The 18,417-nt window shown below is 43.5% G+C and carries 15 protein-coding genes; 4 read left to right on the top strand and 11 right to left on the bottom strand.

Annotated elements, in window-relative coordinates:
• Positions 1 to 156: 156 nt before the first annotated feature.
• On the top strand, positions 157 to 1,299 hold the full coding sequence (locus ACXAH9_RS01310) for an MFS transporter (RefSeq protein ID WP_474893083.1): 1,143 nt from the start codon (positions 157 to 159) through the stop codon (positions 1,297 to 1,299).
• Between the two features lies 1 nt (position 1,300).
• Positions 1,301 to 1,954 carry a lysoplasmalogenase gene (locus tag ACXAH9_RS01305; RefSeq protein ID WP_474893082.1) on the top strand — a complete coding sequence of 218 codons (654 nt, stop codon included), beginning with the start codon at positions 1,301 to 1,303 and terminating at the stop codon, positions 1,952 to 1,954.
• Between the two features lie 183 nt (positions 1,955 to 2,137).
• On the opposite strand, the gene ACXAH9_RS01300 is transcribed toward ACXAH9_RS01305, so the two are convergent.
• The 5 genes from ACXAH9_RS01300 to ACXAH9_RS01280 form a co-directional block, all read right to left on the bottom strand.
• Positions 2,138 to 3,028, bottom strand: a complete 891-nt coding sequence (locus tag ACXAH9_RS01300; protein WP_474893081.1) for a hypothetical protein — start codon at positions 3,026 to 3,028, stop codon at positions 2,138 to 2,140.
• Between the two features lie 190 nt (positions 3,029 to 3,218).
• The gene (gene dnaJ / locus ACXAH9_RS01295) at positions 3,219 to 4,337 is read right to left on the bottom strand and encodes a molecular chaperone DnaJ (RefSeq protein WP_474893080.1); all 1,119 of its coding nucleotides are present in this window, start codon (positions 4,335 to 4,337) and stop codon (positions 3,219 to 3,221) included.
• 1 nt (position 4,338) lies between these two features.
• Entirely contained in the window at positions 4,339 to 4,923 is a 585-nt protein-coding gene (locus ACXAH9_RS01290; protein WP_474893079.1) for a nucleotide exchange factor GrpE, read from the bottom strand.
• A gap of 71 nt (positions 4,924 to 4,994) precedes the next feature.
• A complete protein-coding gene (gene obgE, locus ACXAH9_RS01285) occupies positions 4,995 to 5,981 on the bottom strand; it encodes a GTPase ObgE (protein ID WP_474893078.1) in 987 nt (328 codons plus the stop codon).
• Between the two features lie 6 nt (positions 5,982 to 5,987).
• Entirely contained in the window at positions 5,988 to 6,563 is a 576-nt protein-coding gene (locus ACXAH9_RS01280; protein WP_474893077.1) for an adenylate kinase, read from the bottom strand.
• Positions 6,564 to 6,655: 92 nt separating this feature from the next.
• Here ACXAH9_RS01280 and ACXAH9_RS01275 point away from each other — a divergent pair, with 92 nt between their 5' ends.
• Positions 6,656 to 7,105, top strand: coding sequence for a hypothetical protein (locus ACXAH9_RS01275; RefSeq protein ID WP_474893076.1), 450 nt, complete (start codon positions 6,656 to 6,658; stop codon positions 7,103 to 7,105).
• Here ACXAH9_RS01275 and sdaAA read toward each other — a convergent pair.
• Entirely contained in the window at positions 7,102 to 8,010 is a 909-nt protein-coding gene (gene sdaAA, locus ACXAH9_RS01270) for an L-serine ammonia-lyase, iron-sulfur-dependent, subunit alpha (RefSeq protein WP_349565265.1), read from the bottom strand. The genes ACXAH9_RS01275 and sdaAA overlap by 4 nt on opposite strands.
• 80 nt (positions 8,011 to 8,090) lie before the next feature.
• On the opposite strand from sdaAA, the gene hemE reads away from it, so the two are divergent.
• Positions 8,091 to 9,113, top strand: coding sequence for a uroporphyrinogen decarboxylase (hemE, locus tag ACXAH9_RS01265; protein ID WP_474893075.1), 1,023 nt, complete (start codon positions 8,091 to 8,093; stop codon positions 9,111 to 9,113).
• Here the strand turns inward: hemE and ACXAH9_RS01260 are convergent.
• From ACXAH9_RS01260 to porU, 5 genes are all read right to left on the bottom strand, one after another.
• A complete protein-coding gene (locus ACXAH9_RS01260) occupies positions 9,107 to 11,446 on the bottom strand; it encodes a response regulator (RefSeq protein WP_474893074.1) in 2,340 nt (779 codons plus the stop codon). The genes hemE and ACXAH9_RS01260 overlap by 7 nt on opposite strands.
• 17 nt (positions 11,447 to 11,463) lie before the next feature.
• Complete coding sequence (locus tag ACXAH9_RS01255) at positions 11,464 to 12,462, bottom strand: bifunctional heptose 7-phosphate kinase/heptose 1-phosphate adenyltransferase (RefSeq protein WP_474893073.1); 999 nt, start codon at positions 12,460 to 12,462, stop codon at positions 11,464 to 11,466.
• Between the two features lie 2 nt (positions 12,463 to 12,464).
• Complete coding sequence (locus ACXAH9_RS01250) at positions 12,465 to 13,661, bottom strand: pyridoxal phosphate-dependent aminotransferase (protein ID WP_474893072.1); 1,197 nt, start codon at positions 13,659 to 13,661, stop codon at positions 12,465 to 12,467.
• Between the two features lie 87 nt (positions 13,662 to 13,748).
• Complete coding sequence (gene porV, locus ACXAH9_RS01245; RefSeq protein WP_474893071.1) at positions 13,749 to 14,957, bottom strand: type IX secretion system outer membrane channel protein PorV; 1,209 nt, start codon at positions 14,955 to 14,957, stop codon at positions 13,749 to 13,751.
• A 97-nt stretch (positions 14,958 to 15,054) separates the two neighbouring features.
• On the bottom strand, positions 15,055 to 18,393 hold the full coding sequence (gene porU, locus ACXAH9_RS01240) for a type IX secretion system sortase PorU (protein WP_474893070.1): 3,339 nt from the start codon (positions 18,391 to 18,393) through the stop codon (positions 15,055 to 15,057).
• Positions 18,394 to 18,417 lie beyond the last annotated feature (24 nt).

Below are 18,417 nucleotides of genomic sequence, written 5' to 3'. Positions count from 1 at the left end.
TGTAAATGAAATTTATTCAACTGACGGGTTTGTAAACCCACTTCTTCCTATCTGAGGAATGTGATCGCTCCCAAGAGGAGATGTAGGTGCCATTTGAATTAAATTTTAGTTCTCCTCGATTCCTTTTTAAAAAATGAGAAGCTGCATAACTAACAAATGAAAAAATACTCACTGAACTTCTGGTTGCTCTCCTTAAGTTCTTTCCTGTTTTTTGGATCGTTCAACATGGTTCTGCCAGAACTCCCAGATTTCATGCGGACATTTGGGGGAGAAGATTACATTGGGCTTCATATCACGTTTTTCACACTGACGGCACTGATCTCAAGGCCTTTTAGTGGTAAGCTCACTGACACCTGGGGCCGGCTCCCGGTGATGATTTTTGGATGTGTGGTTACTGCAGTTGTATCCCTGTTCTATCCGTTCTTTTTAAACATCTACGCCTTCCTGTTTATTCGCTTTTTGCATGGATTCTCTACCGGTTTCAAACCGACAGGAACCGCGGCATATGTCGCTGATATTGTTCCGATAGACCGAAGAGGTGAAGGGATGGGTATCCTAAGCTTTTTTGGAATGACTGGTATGGGTATTGGTAACTATGTGGGTGGTGTAATTGCGATCCACTACGACATCAATGTGCTGTTTTATAGTAGCGCCGGAGTGGCCATCCTCTCCGTGCTGACCATCATGGGGATGAAAGAAACCGTGGAAAACAAGCAACGATTCTCTGGTGGGTTGCTAAAGATCACTCGTAAAGATATTTATGAGCCTACCGTTTTAGTTCCATCCATTGTAATGATGCTGGTAACCTTTTCGTTTGGAACAGCCTTAACTTTAATTCCAGACTTTAGTTTGCATGTCGGTGTATTAAACAAGGGGCTTTATATGTTTTATTTCACAATGACATCACTCGTCTCAAGGGTTGTTGGCGGCAGGCTTTCCGACGAATTTGGACGAAGAAGAATTCTTCAGGCTGCTACTCTAATAATTGCAACAGGGTCAGTATATACAGGTTTCTCAGTAAACTCGTTTCACTTCCTAACAGGTGCATTGATTTTTGGTGCGGGTTACGGTCTCTCGTCCCCGGCATTGTTTGCCTGGGCGGCAGACTTAGCTCCGGACAAATTTCGAGGACGTGGATTCTCCACACTCTTTATGGCCCTAGAGATCGGGATAGGCATGGGGGCGATGCTGGCCGGTCAGATCTACAACGGCAACCCCGCCAACTTCCCGATTGTCTTTGGCGGATGTGGAGGGCTGGCGTTTTTGGCGTTTATTTACCTTTTGTTTAAAGGAAAGTAAAATGCCGCGACTAATTATTTATATCTATATCGCCGTATCTATTGCGAATGTGATCGCTAAAGTGATCCCTTCGGAAGAACTTGATCAGTTTACCAAGCCATTGCTGATGCCACTGCTAATGTTTTATGTGTATCGGTCCAGCATAGGCAAGACAACACTAAGAATCCTGCTGCTCAGCGGTGCATTGCTGTTTTCCTGGCTAGGGGATGTGGTGCTTATGTACCAGGTTGACGAGCGGTTTTTCATGGCAGGAATAGGTCTGTTTCTGATCGCACAGGTCATTTATGTGGTGGTGCTTCTAAAATCCTGCTATCAGCAACCTGCTTTCAACCCTTACCGGATATTTCCTTTCTTACTATACGGATTGGCATTGTGGTACCTGCTATTGCCTGCCGGAGGTTTTACTATTCCCATTGTGATATACGGATCGGTGATCATGACCATGGCAATCATGGCACGATTGCGTGAAGGGAATACTTCGCAGGAAAGTTATCGGTTGGCACTCTACGGTAGTCTCCTTTTTGTACTGTCAGATTCCATCCTTTCGATCAATGCGTTTCATACCAGCATTCCTTATGCGGGGGTGTTTATCATGGCAACCTACTGCGCAGCGCAGCTGCTGTTGGTGAAGGGATTACTGGCGCATATGGATTGATTATTAACCGCAGAGAAACCAAAGGAACAACCACAGAGAGTGCAAAGATCAATCGCAGAGAATTGGAGCATTCTTTTTAACCTGAGAATAAGAAAGTAACCATAGAGAAAACTGAGACATTCATCATTGAAAAATTAGGAGAGTTCCAAAATCCTCCCCCTAACCCCCTCCAGAGGGGGAAATTTAATCGGTGTATTTGAAGCGTACCATACCGAGGGCGACATCTACATCGAAAGTGAGAAGGTTATCCGCTTTTGCGTTGTAGCTCATATTTACGAATACATTCTTTTCTACTTCCTCAAATCCTTCTGCGATTTTCACTGCACATAGTGGCGAGTCTTTAATCACAATTCGAACGGGTGTGCCTCCTCTTGGAAGAAGGATTTCCAAGTTGCCAGCACCTACTGAAGCATCAATGCTGCACCTTTCTTTCATCTCACGATCAAAATCCAGTAGCACATTCCCAAAGCCAATTTTTGTGATCACCTTATCTGCTCGTGTCAGGTCCATTCGCTTGGCCACAATAGAACCAAAATCAGCCTTGACAAAAAAGGTATCCATGCGGATAGGATTCATATTCCCATCGTCATACCCAACTACAATATCCGCACTTCCGGATTTGATCTTCAATCGCTGAACGGAAGAACCTGTCAAGTTCACATCGGCATTACCAAACCCATAGATCAAGTTTAGCCGATAGATTTCCTCATTATTGAGGTTTACTTTCCAGAAATCATTGTCTTTGTCACTACGAGAAACCGCCATTGAGAAGCTATCTCCAAAGCCTGATGAATTGTACTCATCCAGGACCAGCTTCGCGTAGCAGGTCTTGTTTTTAATCTTACTAGCAAACGTAGGATTGATCTTTTCAAGATCCGGATTGCCGTAGATAGTTAATGGATTGCCGTCTGAATCGGCTTGTTTGAGCAAGCAGTTGGTGGCGGTGGCTTTTAGGTAGAAGTCAACGGTATCAAACTCTGAAGATTCCTTTATTGTATAAAATTTCTTAAGCTGTGCAAACGCACTCTGACTCATTAGCAAGATCGTGCCTGCTATCAATACCAACCGCAACATGGATTCTTATTACGATAAGGCTACCTGTAGGTTACGTTTCTTAAGGTGAATTAGATAAAAACTTTAGGATTTAAGATTTAACTGCAGAGAGCGATGAGAAGATTCACGGAGAGAATAGAGAAAATGCAAATCCATGTATTCTCTATGCTCTCTTTGAAATCCTCCGTTATCTCTGTGGTTACAAGAAATTCTAAAAGAATTCCTTCATCCGCTCGAAAAAGCTCTTATCTGACTTGCCCGGATCCGGCTGGAAGTTTGGAGATTCTCTCAATGCCTCTAATGCTTCTTTCTCTTCTGCACTCAATTTTTTAGGGGTCCAAACGTTCACGTGCACCAGCTGGTCCCCTTGGCCATAACCTTCAACTGATTTTATTCCCTTGCCTCTTAGTCGAAGGATTTTTCCACTCTGGGTTCCCGGATCAATCTTGATTTTTACTTTCCCATCTATGGTCGGTACTTCAATGGAGGTACCTAGTGCTGCATCTATGAAATTGATATACAAATCATAGATCACATTGTTTCCATCTCTTTTAAGGATGTCGTGCTCTACCTCCTCGACAAGAATTAGTAGGTCTCCAGGTATTCCTCCGGCTACCTCATTTCCTTTTCCTGACATGGAAAGCTGCATACCGTCTGTTACACCTGCAGGAATCTTAATTGGAATAACTTCCTCCTGGCGTTTCAGCCCGGAACTGTCCACTCCTGCCGCCCGACTTTCAACGGTCTGCCCACTACCGCCACACGCAGGACAAGTAGAGGTGCTCATCATCTGACCCAGCATGGTATTCATCACCTTCCGTACCTGGCCTGTACCATTACAGCTCGAACAAGTTTGGAATTTGGTGTCCGGATCGACAACCAGTCTATTTACTTTAATTTTTTTCTCCACCCCATGAGCTACCTCCTCCAGGGTTAGTTTGAGCTTAATACGAAGGTTAGTTCCTTTTCGGGTTCTTCGACCACCGCGACTTCCGCCTCCACCAAAGAAGCTTTCAAACGGGCTGCCGCCACCAAAAATATCCCCAAACTGAGAGAAGATATCGTCCATGTTCATGCCGCCACCGCTGAAACCGCCACCGGCTCCACCGACTCCCTGATGACCAAACTGATCATACCGTTGACGCTTTTCATCGTTGCTCAGCACCTCATAGGCCTCAGCTGCTTCTTTAAACTTCTCTTCTGCCTCTTTATCGTCAGGGTTTTTGTCCGGGTGATATTTGATTGCAATCTTCCGATAAGCCTTTTTCAGCTCATCCTTGCTAGCCGAACGATCAACTCCTAATATTTCGTAATAATCTCTTTTTGCCATGTTATTGTTTCGCTCCTACAACCACTTTTGCAAATCGTACCACTGTTTCTCCCAGCGTGTATCCATTCTCCACCACGTCTACAATCTTACCTTCCAGCTTTTTCTCTGCCGGTATCTGCGTGATTGCTTCGTGCTTTTCATCGTCAAACTCATCCCCTTTCTTCACCTCCATTTTCTTCAAACCTCGATTTTGAAGAGATTTGTTGAGTTTATTCTGGATGAGCTCCATGCCCTCTCTCAGTGCCTTGATATCTTCACTGCCTTCAGATGCTTTCATCGCACGTTCGAAATCATCAAGCACTGGCAATAGATCTGCCATCAAATCTTTGTTGGCTGTGCTAATCAAATCCAGTTTTTCCTTTGATGTTCTTCTTCTGAAGTTCTCGAATTCAGAGTACAAACGTAGGTACTTGTCTTTGGCCTCACCAAGCTGCTCTTCCAGTGTTGGCTCAGCAGAAGTTTCTTCCTTTGCTTCCGCTTTGCTTTCCTGCTCCTCAGTCTCCTCCACTTGCTCGTCCTTTACCTGAGCTTCCTGTTCCTCTGATACTTCCTGCTCTTTATTCACTTTTTCTTTTGTTTCCTTCATTCTTTCAACATGCTTAAAGACGCTCTCAAATTGACAATTTCTTTGCCAATGATCACAGGTGTGCCAATATGTCAGTTATTTAAAAAATGCCAGATTTTGTCCTTCAGCTCCTGTATGCCTAATCCAGTGACACTGGAGATAAACAGGGTTTCTATCTCAGGCAGTTCCTCTTTCAACTCCGTCATTAATTCCTCATCCAGCAGATCAGATTTTGAGATGGCCAACAGGCGGTCTTTGTCCATCAATTCGGGGTTGTGTTTTTTTAGCTCTCCATTGAGGATGTCATATTCCTTTCGGATGTCAGAAGCATCGGCAGGGATCATGAAAAGCAAGATGGAATTCCGCTCAATATGCCGTAGAAACCTATTGCCTAAGCCTTTCCCTTCTGCTGCACCTTCAATGATTCCGGGGATATCAGCCATCACAAAAGACTTATAATCCCGATAAGGAACAACGCCCAGATTTGGAACGAGTGTGGTGAACGGGTAATCTGCAATTTCAGGTTTTGCTTCAGACACTACTGAAAGCAGTGTGGACTTGCCCGCATTTGGAAAACCTACCAGACCTACATCGGCCAAAATTTTTAACTCAAGGATAATCCAGGCTTCTTTTCCTTCGATCCCTGGCTGTGCGTAACGTGGGGTCTGGTTAGTGGGTGTCTTATAATGCACGTTTCCCTGTCCGCCTTTCCCTCCGGGAAGCAATACTTTTTCTTCTCCGTCCTCCATGATCTCGAGGATCTTCTCGCCCGTCTCTGAATCTTTAGCTAAGGTGCCAACAGGAACTTCAAGAATGATGTCTTCACCGTCTTTGCCAAACTTACGATTACCCTCACCATGACCACCATTCTCTGCAGTGATGTGCTTGCGATATTTTAAATGGAGTAGTGTCCAAAGCTGACTGTTGCCACGTAAAATGATATTGCCTCCATGGCCACCATCTCCGCCATCTGGTCCACCTTTGGGCACATGCTTTTCTCGTCGGAAGTGTACAGACCCAGCTCCGCCATCACCGGATTTGGCATAGAACTTTACGTAATCAATGAAATTGGATTCCATAGGTCTTTAGACCTCCAGTGCAGATACGGTTTTGTCGATCTCTTTGGAAATATCGTCAATGTCTCCGATACCGTTTACCGTAGAGAGCCTTCCCTGCTCTTCGTAATAAGGAAGGGCGTGAACGGTCTTATTGAAGTACTCACCTATACGTCTATCCAGCTTATCAGACGCATCATCTACTCTATTTTCGAGCTCTTTTCGTTTGGCGATCCTTTGTCTTACTTCCTCTTCGGTCACCTTCAATTCAATAACAGAATGAATCTTGGTCCCCATAGATTCCATAAGATTGTCCAGTGCTTTGGCCTGATCGACCGTACGAGGGAAGCCATCAAATAAAAACCCTTTTGCATCGGGATTTTTTTCCACCTCTTCTTTGAGCATGGCAATGGTAATGTCGTCGGAAACCAGCTGACCACTATCCATTATCTCTTTGACTTTCTGTCCAAGCTCCGTATCGTTCTTTGTATGCCACCTGAATAGATCACCGGTTGAGATGTGACACAGACCATAATTCTCTATTAGTCGCTCACTTTGAGTTCCTTTTCCCGCTCCCGGAGGACCAAATATTATAAGATTTAGCATACCTTCAATTTGTAAAAAGCGACAAAGATAAGGGCTAAATATTTTTCGAGCGGTCTGTTTTTAAACTAGTCTCATTAAGTTAGCCAACTATTATGGCTACAGCCCTAAAATATTTCACAGTTTACTTTCTGAGCGGACTCAAATTCGTATTTGGGCCTGCCTTCGGTGTGGCCAACGACCTGCCCATCGTACCAATTATTGTGCTCACGGCATTAGGGATGATGACCACTATCTACCTGTTCACTTTTTTTGGGAACGAGATTCGACAATTCTTTGGTAGGTTCAGAAAAAACAAAAGAGTGTTCTCAAAAAAGAGTAGACGATTCGTTCGAATGTGGAGAAAGTTTGGGTTAAAAGGCATGTGCCTCCTAACGCCCCTTATATTGACTCCTCCTGGTGGTGGACTGCTCGTCAACCTTTTGGGATCCAAGAAAAAGCTCATCTTAAAATGGATGTGGATCAGTGCTATTCTCTGGAGCACTGTCATTACACTTGTTGTTAAATATGCTTTCTGGCTGATTGAGGACTTTGTGTCTTTTTAACCCTCCTCCGGCTCATCATCCATCACCTCGATATCCTGAATAAGGACACGTTTGGAAATGGCTCGTCCTGTAGGTGTGGCTGCCAGACCACCTTCTGCAGTTTCTTTGTATCGGGCTTCCATACTTTGCCCCACTTCACCCATTGCATCCACACATTCATCTACAGGGATTACCGGACTTACGTCTGCCAGTGCAATTTGTGCAGATGAGTTAGCAATAGCTGCGGCGCTTGCATTTCTTACAACACACGGAATTTCTACCAAGCCTGCCACAGGATCGCAAACCAATCCGAGCATACACTGAATGGTAATGGCTACAGCATTGAAAATCTGATCATTATTCCCCTCCAGGCAATATGTGATTCCGGCAGAGGCCATGGCTGCTGCCGCACCCGTTTCTGCCTGGCAACCCCCCACTGCTCCTGCGATGGAAGCTCTTTTTTCCAGAATCAAAGCTACCCCTGCCCCAATAAGTAGCGCTTCATATATCTTTCGGTCAGGGATATTGTGAATTTCCTGCAGAGTTACCAGGGTACCCGGAAGTATTCCGCTCGCTCCAGCTGTGGGTGCTGCCACTACCCGGCCCATGCAAGAGTTGACCTCTTTGGCAGCCAGTGCTCGTGCCACCAGTTTTTGGAATTCCGGTGAGAGTACCGTCTTCGGAAAGTTCATCACCTTTTTTGCTCCGTTGTTGATCATCCCGGAGTAAGAGCTCATCTCTTCCTCTAGCCCGGACTTTACTGCCTCTTTCATCACCTGGTAGGCCTGATCGATTCCAGTCCAGATGTCCTCTTCTTTCTTTCCTTTTTGATTGATTTCAAAATCAAGAACAGGCTTATACAACGGAAGATCTTTGTCTTCGCACTCCTTTTTCCACTCTTCGAAACTGTTAAACAAAACGCCCATACTCAAAGATACAATATGTTTAGCCCATTAACTGAAGCTTTGCCTCCTGAGTTTCTTTAGGGATGCCTATTTTTGCTGCCATGCTAAAAAATGACCTTATTTTAAGAGCTGCCAGAGGTGAGAAGACGGAACGCACTCCCGTTTGGCTGATGAGACAGGCTGGTAGAATACTTCCGGAATATCGTGCGGTGAGAAATAGCTTATCCGGATTTAAAGAGTTGGTAGAAACTCCTGAATTGGCGGCAGAGGTCACCATTCAGCCGGTGGATTTACTGGGCGTAGATGCAGCAATTATCTTCTCGGATATTTTGGTCATTCCTGAGGCCATGGGGCTGACTTATGAAATGGTGGAGAAAAAAGGTCCTCATTTTCCTAAAACTGTAAAAGAAGCCTCAGATATTGACACGCTAAAGGTGGCTGACCCTTCAGATCTTGGGTATGTATATGAAGCGATCAAAATCACCAAGAAAGAACTGGATGGTAGAGTTCCATTGATTGGATTCGCCGGTGCTCCCTGGACCATCTTTTCTTACATGATCGAAGGGGGTGGAAGTAAAACTTTCTCTCAGGCTAGAAGGCTACTGTATTCTGAACCTGCCATGGCCGACAGGTTATTGAATATGATCACAGAATCCACCATCGGGTATCTCAAACAACAGGTACAAGCTGGTGCGGATATGCTTCAGGTTTTTGACTCCTGGGCAGGTGTGCTCCCTGCTGAACACTATTCTCGTTTCTCACTTAAATACATCTCTAAAATTTGCGATGCAATCACTGAAGTGCCAATTACTGTGTTTGCCAAAGGAGCTTGGTGGGCACTAGAGGAGATGAAAGATATTAATTGCAGAACGGTAGGGCTGGATTGGAACATGGATCCAAAAGAGGCCCGCGAAATACTACCAAACAAAACGCTACAAGGTAATCTGGATCCATGTGCACTCTATGGAAGTAATGAACTGATCAAGGAGGAAACAAAGAAAATGTTAGCTTCTTTTGGTGATCATCCACACATTGCGAATTTGGGCCATGGCGTTTATCCGGACACTGATCCTGAAAAAGTAAAATACTTCATTCAGTCAGTGAAGGAGCTGTCTGCTCACTGATACTTAATATAAAGCGCAATCTTTCTTCTTAGCTCATTCGGATCGAATGGCTTGGTGATGTAATCATTCATGCCTGCGGCAATCACATCCTGCCGTACCTTTAATAAGGCTGAGGCTGTCAATGCAATGATTGGTGTTTTCTCATCAAACGTCCTGATTTTTCGGGTGGCCTTATATCCATCCATAATCGGCATTTGAAGATCCATCAATACCAGGTCGTACTTGTTTTCTCTCATCATTTCTACACCCTCTTGGCCATTGTGGGCTACCTCCACTCGCAGTTCCCATTTCTTGAGGAATTTTTCCGCTACCATGATATTCATCTGGTTGTCCTCTACCAGCAGTACTTTCTTTCCTGTGATAATATTGGAATCTTCAACCTCCTGAACTGCCTCATCCACCTCTTCATGAAGCACCTTTTTAAAGGCCAAATCAAACCAAAATATGGTGCCAGAGTCTGGTTCACTTTTTACATATATCTCCGACCCCACCATGTTGAGGATTTTTTTAATGATCGCCAGACCAAGTCCGGTACCTCCATATTCTCGCGTTGTGGAAGATCCTGCCTGTGTAAATCGCTCAAAAATGACTTTTTGCTTGTCATACGGAATGCCAATTCCTGAATCCAGTACTTCAATGCGAAGGTTCTGAATTCGATCATCCGCGTCTAATACAGTCGTTTTCAACTTTACATACCCCTTCGACGTAAACTTCAATGCATTGTTTATCAGATTATTGAGCACCTGATAAATTCGTGTCTGATCAGCCAGTACCAGCGGATGCATATTTTCATCCAGCTCCAAGACCAGGCTCAATCCTTTTTCCTTCGCCAGTGCCGTGTGTGCCTTTATAATTTTAGCCGCGAGGGTTTCAAGATTTACTTCCGTAAATTCAAACTCAATAGCTCCAGACTCCAGCTTATTATAGTCAAGGATATCATTGATCAACGCGGTAAGGTGTTCAGCAGAGAATTGCAGCGATTCCAGGCTTTCCTTTTGATCATCCCTTGGCTCTTCATTCATGAGGAAATGAGATATCCCAACCACTGCATTCAATGGCGTTCTGATCTCATGAGAGATTGTACTCAAAAAGTCAGTCTTTGCTTTAGAAGCATCTTCTGCAGCGTCTTTAGCTTTTTTAAGTGAATGAGCAAAACGATACGAAAGGATCAGTGACTGGAAAAAGAAGAATAAGATAAACCCAATAAAAGTCAGAAATGTATTTTCTTGTACGGGTGTGAGGTAGACTGAGATAAGGTAAACCGCCACCATAAATACAATTCCTGTACTTGCAAACGCATACTGTGCTCCTGTTCGGTTCCTTTTATATGCAATCCAATACACATAGATCAGGTAGAAGATCGCAACGATGACCAAAATAAAAAACGGCTCCACCAATCTTGTAAACACAATTGTGGGGGCAAAAAGTGAGAGGAGTGAAAATAGGGCCGAAACCACGGAAAATCCGAGCAATATGGCCTTCTTGCTGTCCTCAGGATAGAGAGAATAGCTGTACATCGTGAAAATTCCACAGGGTATGAATAGTGCCAGATACTCCGCCCTTATGATCAAATCCCACGACATGTTGGGATACAATGCATGGATGGCATACTCCCCGCTACCAATCATACGGTAGCTGAAGGTAAGACAGAATAACGCAAAGAAAAGTACTGATTTTTCGTGTTGACCGAACATAAATAGCCCTAGGAAGAACAGCCCTCCCATGATCAAACTACCACTCAACAAAAAGTCATAGCTAAAATCAAAATCACGTTTTGCATTGAGCACTTTTCTGTCACCAATCATGATTGGCTCCCGAACTCCACCTTTGGTGTGGCGGAAGTTGGAAACCTGGAGCACAAACTCCAGTGTATTTTGATACCGTGCCAGCGAAAGCACCTTCGGCATCCAATCCGGTATTGATTCTTCTTTGCTCTTGCCTACTTTCCCATTCTTTCCGAATTCAAAGCCATCGTAATACAAAAGGTAAGAGTTGTAAGATTCACCCAATGAAATAGCCAATTCCGGCGTTTTTGGAGGAAGAATAACCCTGACCCTGTAAGTTGCATAGCCCGTATTCGTTAACTCTTTCCCATTTCTGGTAGTCCCACCATTCCACAATTTGGGAAAGCTGTAGTAATCAGGTTCATAATACTTGATAGAATCAGGCTTTAAGAGCTTCTTCCAATAAAACTCCCATTCGCCATTTAGCGGTACTGCATTATTCTTAAGGTCGGTTTTGGATAGATCGATGACGCCTTCTACTACCTCCTGACTGTTGGAGTTGAATGGCATCCACAAAAGGATGATGAGTGCTATTCCGAATCTTTTCATGGCTGTCACCAGCCAAATTAAAGATATTTTTTGAGTATAGGATTTTCTTTCGCTTCCTGAAATAATTTTTCCTTGTCGATTGGAACTACACCGGGCATTTCACAGACCATTCCGCCACCAATATTAGCAAGCTCTGCAATGAACTCCAGTGGCAAACCAAGTGTCAAACAAAGGCCTGCGATGCTTATTACAGTGTCTCCAGCTCCAAGTACCTCCACAATCTGTCTCGGATGAGAATCCAGCTTCCCTGACTCCTTACCAGAATCATAAAAAATTCCATTCTTAGAGAGTGTGATAAAATAATTATCCGCTGCTACACTTTCTTTTAGCTGAGTGGCTGCATTGGCCAGTTGTTTCTCGTCCAATGCGTCAAATTCAATTTCTAATCCATCCTGAAGATCCGCCACATTTACTTTAAAAAGAGATACCCCCTGATATTTGGTGAAGTTTCTTCGTTTTGGATCTACTGCTATAGGAATGTTTTTATCCTTTGCCAGTTTAATCGTTTGCTTGATCACTTCCGGGTTAATCGTGCCCTTATCATAGTCTTCGAATATAACCAGGTCACATTCATCCAACAAATTCTTTATATGATGAAGAAGGGACTTCTGATCCAGTTCAATCAACGGATGAACATCTTCGTTATCTACCCGAATGAGGTGCTGTAGTCCGGAGGTAATTCTAAGTTTCGTAGTGGTTACCCTGTTCTGGCTTCTAATGATCCCTTTGTTGGGCATTTTTTCATAATCCAGCAACTGCTCGAAGGTTTCTCCATCAGGATCATCACCCACTACAGAACATAGAATAGGAGTAGCTCCCAGTGCTCTGAGGTTCATGGCCACATTGGCAGCACCTCCAAGTCTGCTTTCCCTCTTCTCCAGGTTGAGAACTGGTACTGGAGCCTCCTTAGAAATTTTACTTGCCTTACCCCTCATGTAGTAATCAACTACAACATCTCCTACTACAAGTACCGTTTTGTTTTTAAAAGCCTCAAATACTTCATCAATTGACTTCATGACTAGGATAATTTAGCTAAAGAAACGGTCATTTTAGCGATTGCCTTCTTCAAATCTTCTTCAGATGCCGCATAGGAAAGCCTCAAGCATTCGGGATCGCCAAACGCTTCACCTGTCACAAGTGACACATGCGCATCTTCTAGCAGGAACATGCATAGATCATTTACCGTCTCAATTCTGGTATCACCATGTGATTTTCCCAGGTAATGCCTGACATTTGGGAAGAAGTAGAATGCTCCCTGAGGCATATTCACTTCAAAACCAGGAATTTCTTTTAGCAGGTTGTAAACCAATGATCGCCTTTGCTCATAAGCTTTCGCCATCTCATTTGATGGTTCCATTGGCCCTGTTAGTGCAGTTAATGCTGCTCGTTGAGCTATGGAACAGTTTCCTGAAGTGTATTGCCCTTGCATTTTGTTTGCAGCTTTTGCAATCCAAAGAGGAGCTCCGATGTATCCCACTCTCCAGCCCGTCATAGCGAACCCTTTAGAAAACCCATTCACTGTTACGGTTCGTTCCAGCATGCCGTCAAGGGTTCCAATGCTTTCGTGCTTGGCTCCAAAGTTGATTAGCTCGTAGATCTCATCGGAAATAATCGTTATCTCCTCTCTGTCTCTGAGCACATTTGCAATTCCCTCCAGTTCATCTCTGGTAAAAACAGAACCCGTAGGGTTACACGGGGATGAGAAAATGATAGCCTTTGTTTTGCCTGTAATCGCTTCTTTGATCTGATCGGCAGTGGCCTTAAAATCATTTTCAATAGTACCGCGAACAAACACCGGTTTTCCTTCAGCTAAAAGAATCATAGCCGAATAACTGACCCAATATGGGGTCAGTACTATTACTTCATCCCCTGGATTAAGGATTGCCATGAAAACATTGGCAATGGACTGCTTCGCCCCATTGGAAACCACGATTTGATCCGGCCCGTAATCCAGGCCATTGTCTCGCTGAAATTTTTCTGAGATCGCTTTTCTCAAATCCAAGTAGCCATTTACCGGAGGATAGGCAAAATAATTTTCAGACTTAATCGCCTCCATCGCACCTTCCTGGATATGCTTAGGTGTCTTAAAATCCGGCTCACCTAAACTAAGGCTAATGACCTCCACTCCTCTTTCTTTCATTTCCCTGGCCTTGGCAGCCATGGCAAGTGTCGCGGATTCAGGAATGCTTTTAATGCGATTGGAAAGTGCGTTCATATAAAATATTTTTTGGCAAAAATAGAAAGGAAGAGTCAACTCCACATGGTCAACTCTTCCTGTTAAAAATGTCTTTAATGTAACTCTCTAGCCTTCTCCGTCCTGACTCTTATCTAAATTGAAAAGTAAGGAAATTCGTAAGGTATCCGCCAGTGGGTGATTCTGTCCTTTTGGAATCAGGTAAGAGAAATCAAATCCAAAAATCTGATACCTGAATCCGGCTCCAACAGTAAAATATTTTCTATCCCCTTTATTCTCATGTTCTGCGAAATATCCTGCTCTTGCAGCGAAAATATCCCGATACCAGTACTCTGCTCCAACAGAATATGTCAACTCCTGAAGCTCTTCCTTAAACCCTCGGGGCGCATCACCAAATGACCCAAATGTTCCTGAAAGAAGTGGTCTGTCAGGATCTTTTCCTTTAGCAATGATTTTATTTCCATCACTGTCTGTCTCAATCATTCCATTATCATCCGTTTGGTAGATCGGTGGTGTTGGAACCATCAGTTTATTTATATCAAACGCGAGCGTGATTGTATTGTATGGATCCAGATTTGTTTTAAATGCAGATCCTAACCTGAAATTGGCTGGAATAAAGTTTTCATTGCTCTCTGCACTATAGGTGATCTTTTGCCCGATGTTAGACATATGAACTCCTAGGGATAACTCGGAATTTTTTCCTGACAACATGAAGGGCTTGGTGTAAAACCATCCCAAATCGACAGCTACAGAGGTTCCCGCTTTTGCATCCGGTGCTCCTGTGATGTTGCCGGCTAGATTCGACCAAATAAACCTTAAAGTAACACCAACACTCATCCGCTCCGAAAGCTTTCTGGAATACGTTCCATCAAAAGCTAGCTCACTTGGATTCTCTACGCCATTTGGATTGGCAAACTCATCATAGAGAGCTATTTCTCCCAGATCAAAATACCTGAAAGAGGCACCAAACGTCTGTGTCTGATCAATTTTTTTATAAAATGACAGATAGTTCAAAGACATATCGTCCACAATGTTTCCTAACCATGGAGAGTATGAAAACGAAAATCCCATATCCGTTTCTATGAAAGCCAGTTTTGCATTATTCCAATGTACACTATTGGCATCCGGTGAAGTGGCCACTCCTGCATCACCCATGGCGGATGCCCGGCTGTCTGGTGCAAAACCTAAGAATGGAACTGCAACGGTAATAGGATTGCGCAAACTGTCTTGTCCGGAAATGAAGGACGACTGACCATAGGTCTGAACAGCTGTAAAAATTAGAAGGGTTGCGAATATCTTCTTCTCAAGATGATTCATTCGAATGATTTTATAAAAGGATGCCAAACTTAACATTATCAGGTGAATACCAATTAATATTTTGAATAAAACTGCTGATTTTCAAATAACTAAAGCACTAATAATCTACAATAACGAGCTTTTGGGTGATTTCTTTCGTTGCACCATCCAATTTGCTTTGAATAATCAATTTCGCATAATAAATACCTTGAATCAACTCTTGTCCAGAATCTGTTTGCGAATTCCACGGTATTTCTACCATTCGTTGGCTATTCTCAAAAAGTAGCTGCTTTTTGCACACTACATCCCCTCCTGAGCTATAAATCAGCATAGTTACATTCAGATCTTCATCTTCTCGATCATGCTCAAAAGAGAAGGTAGCTGCATCTCTAACCGGATTGGGATAGGTGATCGGATTGTAAACAAACAGGACTGGCTGGTCTGTAACCTCAAAAGAAATTGTCGATACGGATGCATTGTTATGCGTGTCCCAAACCTTCAGCGTTACACTATATCGCCCAGGCTCCAGGTTTTGTAGTGGATAAACCACCACCCCTCGGGTATAATTATCTGCTTCAGCAGTATAAAAATCATTGAGATTGAACGTTTCACCTCCTATAGTGAGAGTAATGCCCTGAACAACACCTGACTGAGTCGTAGTAATCCCGCTTTCATCTTCAAGGTTTGCGATCAATAGTGGTGAATCTCCAACAATATCTCCATCATTAAATGATTCATCATTCATGAAAGAGGTAATAACCGGTGCTTCATCGTCCTCAGAAGGATTTTCATTGGTACCACCAATCACAAACTCACGCGATGAACCTCCCGCATCTACATTGTTTTCCTCATCCCATGCGTATAGGCTCAGTTTGCCTTTTTGATATTTGTAAGAAATATTTTTTGGCACAATGAAAGTGAATGAAAACGTGCCACTTGTTACCGTCGCTTCTCCTCGAAAAAGCGCATTGCTCCTTAATTGATATGTATAGGGTGTACTTTCCTGACCTTTGGTCTTAAATGCCTGTTTCACATCAAAAACACCTACCATGAGTCGGCCGTTAAAGTCAGTTCTCAACGATCCATTTTCCTCAACCTGACCTGTAAAAGTGATTTCTTCCAGTGCGCTCAGTGTATCCAATTCATTACCAATCTCATTGATCACAATGTCTAGTTTCGGGTATGCTGGCATCATCATGGGATCGCCAAGCAGTGTGAAATTTCGATTGACAGGCCCCTCTAGTCCTTCATTTTTTGTCAGGCGAATCACATCACCTAATCTAAGGTTTTGATTGCCCTCTTTTCTGAATATGTTTTCGTGGAATGCTTGATTCAAACTAAAGTTGGTACTGGCGAAAACCGGCCGACTTGTTGTTAGAAGTGCAATTCCACCTCCTTGCTCCGATAAAAGCAATTCCTCAGCTCCGGAAACGCGGATCGGATCATCATAGCGACCAAACTCACACGTCGCTGTTACAAAAATCGGCAGCTTGTTTCGGTTGGTAAGCTGCTCAATATCTGAACGAGTAAGGATTTCCTCTTCCGTCCACAACCTCTCGTTTCCATGTCCGATAAAATTGACTGTGAAGGTTCCGTTTTTAATCCCTGTTTTCAATGCTGCATTGGCTTGCGGAGACTTCTCAGATGACCCGGATGCTTCCTGTACAAAAGCATCCAGCAAAACTTTGTTGATATTGTACTGGGCATAGGTTGTGTCTACCAACTCTGACAGTTCTTCCACATGCCTGGCATGAATATTTCCGTCACCATCGTCACCCACATAGGTGATTTCACTTCGCCATTTACCAAGCGTGTTAGGGCTGGTGTTGTAGTAGATAATCTTATCCACCATGGCCTGCGCCTCTTCTTTTGATTTTGCCGGCAGTCGCCCAACGCCTATTTCAAGTGTATGATCACCAGCTACAGACTCTATCCATTCTCCTTCACCATCTTCCAAGAACCCAAAGTAGTCGTCTGAAGAATAACTGAAGATCGGGTGAAAGCTTTCCCTGGACTCGTAGGTAGGGACATAGTTTGTGTTATTGTTGATTCGGTCTTTGAAGTCATAGGAGCAATCACCTAATAACAGGAGATACTTGAGCTGGCCTCCACTATCGTAGACATATTTTGCATAATCCCTGATCGCTGTAACATCCTGACGACCGGAGGAAAACTCATTGTAAACTTCAGTGGTTGTAGCTACTTGTACATTTAATCCGTCATGTGTTTGGTGAAATTGAGCCAGTTGAAGTGCCTCCTCTTCAAAGTTTGGATGTGTGATAATGATACCATCGAGGCTGATATTCGCTCTCAGGTTTTGATTGGGAACTGAGCCGAAAATGAAAGGTGTCGGAAAATCGCTCCCTTCAAAAATAACATACTCTTCTACCTTTAAATTTTGGCTTTTAAATACTGCCTTATTGCCGGACACATTAAATTGTTGTTCTTTGACGTTTGTTGGGTCAGTTACATCCCAAATGGTAGACCCGGCCCCATTACTAACCTCATATTGCAAAAGCTCCCCTACATTTTCAATCCATCGGAAGTGTGTCTCAGCGTTGTATAATCGTAAACTTCTCTCATAGGTAAGTTTATAAAAGTCTATATACCCACGCTCACCGGTAGCGTTACCGTCAAAACTGATTTCTAAATCGAATTCAGAATTGGATGGAAAAGTAAATGTGCCTGTTTCCTGTCTTGCTTTCAGGCTGTAGGTAGTGCCCGGTCCGTCAGGTACTGATGCAATAGAGACTGTGCCAATTGAACCTGATCCTGTTGAAATATCAAACGAGCCACCCTCAGATGACTGGCTCACGCCACTGAAGGTAATGGTGAGATCCGAAGAAAGACCATCGATGAGATGCGAAAATGATTGTGATTCACCGCTATTTAGCGTCTCTCCATACCACCCTCTTCCAGAGGAAATCAGATTATTTGCATCTTCTTCAAAGACCGTGTGATCATTAAAGGTCGTAACTGTGGTGGTGGCAGTCCCAGTCAAGTTTGCTTTCTCGGAAACTCTTTTCCCGTTCACACCGTCGATTCGAAGAAAGTAATAGGAGGTATCTGAGTATATATTCTTTTCATATATAAGGCCGGTCTCGGACCAGATTTCCCTATCTGGACCAACTCCATAGAAAAGGATGTAATCGTCAGAGTCAAAAGATCCATCCGATTCTCCTGAAACGTAAATGGCGTTCTCCAGCAGGTCTGTAGGTCTGGATTCACTATTGGCCTGAGGTAGAATCCCACCTACGCCATTTCCATACAGTTTGATTTTCTGCGGATTGATTGATGATGGTACACCAAGGACATCCAAAGTATTTCGATCGATTTTATAAAGACCTGTTTCAGTGATACCCACCTTAAACCAGGTTCCACTTGATAAAACGGAAGACTGTGCCTTCACAAAATGAAAACAGAATATGCATACAATTAGGAGTGCACTTTTCTTCATCCTTATGTTAAACGTACACTTCAA

The organism is Ekhidna sp. ABH4_415 (assembly GCF_056161305.1).
The sequence above is the reverse complement of the archived record's forward strand: the minus strand, read 5'-3'. Positions and strand labels throughout refer to the sequence as shown.